The sequence below is a fragment of the Bacillus sp. SIMBA_005 genome (assembly GCF_046535585.1).
Lineage (GTDB): Bacteria > Bacillota > Bacilli > Bacillales > Bacillaceae > Bacillus > Bacillus pumilus.
In genome coordinates, this window is the sequence record NZ_JAWRWI010001306.1 from 1 (window position 1) to 230 (window position 230).

1 protein-coding gene is annotated in these 230 nt (G+C 40.4%); it reads left to right on the plus strand.

Going from position 1 to position 230, the window contains the following annotated elements; translation table 11 throughout:
• A partial coding sequence (locus SB660_RS24300; protein ID WP_410585216.1) for a GerAB/ArcD/ProY family transporter occupies window positions 1-230 on the plus strand: 230 nt, incomplete at both ends.

Here is a 230-nt window from a genome sequence, read left to right on the forward strand (position 1 = left end):
GGCATATTTGAGATCAACAATTTGCGCCCTGTATTAGGTGATGGAATCATGCCAGTTCTCAGAGGTGTAAAGACAACGAACCTTTCATTTACATGTTCAGAAATTATGCTCATTTTAGTAGCATTTATGAAAAAGCCGAAAAATGCGGTGAAAGCGGTTGTGATCGGGACAGGCGTTGTGACCAGTTTTTATATGATTACGCTGATTATGGTCATCGGTGCACTATCAGT